This window comes from Vibrio sp. 10N.222.46.A1, assembly GCF_041473595.1.
Classification (GTDB): Bacteria; Pseudomonadota; Gammaproteobacteria; order Enterobacterales; family Vibrionaceae; genus Vibrio; species Vibrio tasmaniensis_A.
The window spans coordinates 1-2,321 of record NZ_JBFRSN010001042.1 but is presented as its reverse complement, the minus strand read 5'-3'; the positions used below and the strand labels follow the sequence as shown (position 1 = coordinate 2,321).

Annotated in this window: 2 protein-coding genes; both read left to right on the top strand. The window is 44.3% G+C overall.

All coding sequences use genetic code 11. The features are described from left to right. The coding region (locus tag AB4496_RS23480; RefSeq protein WP_372132173.1) for a methyltransferase at positions 1 to 894 on the top strand (894 nt) is incomplete at its 5' end. Positions 895 to 918: 24 nt separating this feature from the next. Next, a complete protein-coding gene (locus tag AB4496_RS23475) occupies positions 919 to 2,160 on the top strand; it encodes an NAD(P)/FAD-dependent oxidoreductase (protein ID WP_102257953.1) in 1,242 nt (413 codons plus the stop codon). Positions 2,161 to 2,321: the final 161 nt, after the last annotated feature.

Below are 2,321 nucleotides of genomic sequence, written 5' to 3'. Positions count from 1 at the left end.
GGTGTATCCGAATACGGTGTCAAAGTTCTGCTTGATATGGCGTTGAGTGCTCACATCGTTACTTGGGATAAGCCTCATTATAAAATGGCTAACCTAGGTTTTTATCTATTGCATGATGGCATGACCAACGCAAATATGGATTTCACGGCTGATGTTTGTTATGCCGCGATGATGCATTTAACCGAAGCAATAGAAGAAGGTACACCTGCAGGCCTGAAAGAGCTGGGTGATTGGGAAACGATTTATCAAGGTTTGTCTCAATTACCAGAAAAAGCAAAAGAGAGCTGGTTTAAGTTTGATCATTTCTACTCAGATCGTTCGTTCCCTGTGTTGCTTGAGAAAGTTTTCAGTAAGAAGCCTAAATCGCTGGTGGATATTGGCGGTAATACAGGTAAGTGGGCAATGCAATGTTGTAACTACGACTCTGATGTCGAGGTGACGATTGTCGATTTGCCGCAGCAATTAGAAATGGCAATGGCAAACGCAACACAGCACGGTCATCAAGATCGAGTGACTCCATTCCCCGCTAACATGCTTGATAAACAGCAAGCGCTGCCGACAGGTACGGATGTGTGGTGGATGAGTCAGTTCCTTGATTGTTTCTCGCCAATGGAAATTCTTAGCATATTAAAGCGTGTTCGCTCTCATATGTCAGAAGACGCGACTGTTTATATCCTTGAACTGTTTTGGGATGCACAGAAATACGATGCGGCTTCTTATAGCTTAAATGCGACGTCTCTCTACTTCACTTGCTTGGCCAACGGCAACAGCCGCTTTTACCGCAGTGAAGATTTCCTAGAGATAGTGGAAGAGGCTGGCTTTGATGTGGTGACTCGTACCGACGATATCGGTCTTGGGCATACGCTTCTGGAGCTGAAAGCTAGCGCGAAATAATCATGGTAAACATGGCTTAAATTAATGAAAAAACTGTCAACTCAAGTAGTGATCATCGGAGCTGGCCCATCAGGGTCTATTGCGGCGTCTTTGCTTCATAAAAAAGGCATCGATGTTCGAGTGATTGAAAAAAGCCTTTTCCCCCGTTTTTCTATTGGTGAAAGCCTGTTACCAGCGTGCATGGAAGTGATCGAACAAGCGGGCATGAGCGAAGCTGTGGCTAATGCTAACTTCCAATTTAAAGATGGCGCGGCTTTTCGTAAAAATGGTGTTTATACGGCGTTTAATTTTGAAGATAAGTTCTCTTCTGGGCCGGGAACGACGTTTCAGGTTCAACGAGGTACTTTTGATAAGGTAATGGCAGACTGTGCTGAAGCGCAGGGTGTTACCATTGATTACCAACATGAACTGATAGGCATTAACTTCGCTGAAGACCGTACTATATTAGATGTACAAATACAGGGTGGAGAGCGTTATCAGCTAGAGGCTCAATACGTCCTTGATGGTAGTGGTTTTGGTCGAGTGTTACCCAAAATGCTCGATTTAGAAGAGCCATCACGACTTCCTCCGCGCAAAGCTATCTTCACACATATTAATGATCATATCTCAGCAACGGATAGTGATCTTGAATACGATCGCAGTAAAATTTTGGTCTCGGTACATCCAACCAATCCTGATGTTTGGTATTGGTTGATTCCCTTCAGTAACGGAGTCTCTTCATTCGGTGTGGTAGGGGAACCTAAATTCTTTGAATCATACCCAGAAGACAAGATTTCGGCGATTAAGCAGCTGGCAACAGAAGAGTCGGGCTTGGCCGAGATTTTGGCAAATGCGGAGTATCCAAATCCCGCAGGCGAAATTGGTGGCTATTCTGTCAACGTTAAACATCTTGCAACCGATAAGTATGCATTACTGGGTAATGCAGGGGAATTTCTTGACCCTGTATTTTCATCGGGAGTGACTATTGCGATGAAGTCGGCTCAGTTTGTGGTTGAGTGTGTGGAAAAACAACTCAATGGCGAGAAAGTCGACTGGGATCGTGAATACGCTGAACCATTGATGATTGGGGTAAATACTTTTAGAACGTATGTTGAAGGGTGGTACTCGGGGGCTCTTCAGGATGTGATTTTCTATCAAGAACCAAACCCGAAGATAAAGCAAATGGTATGTTCGATTTTGGCGGGCTACGCATGGGATCAAAGCAACCCCTATGTAAACGAGTCAAAACGTCGATTGAAGACGCTGGCAGAGATATGCCGAAGCTAGATGGTCTATTTAGTATGTAATAGCATGCTAAATGGTCACTATGGTTAGCCATAAATCAAAACAGCCGCAATGCGCGGCTGTTTTTGTATCTGATAATCAGCCTCTCAGCTCGAGTACCAACTCCAGTACGTCAGAATCCAAAGTTTCTAACGAAGTTATCG

Coding starts and splice junctions, on each gene's coding strand:
- AB4496_RS23475 (WP_102257953.1), top strand. CDS start 919: ATGAAAAAACTGTCAACTCAAGTAGTGATCATCGGAGCTGGCCCATCA.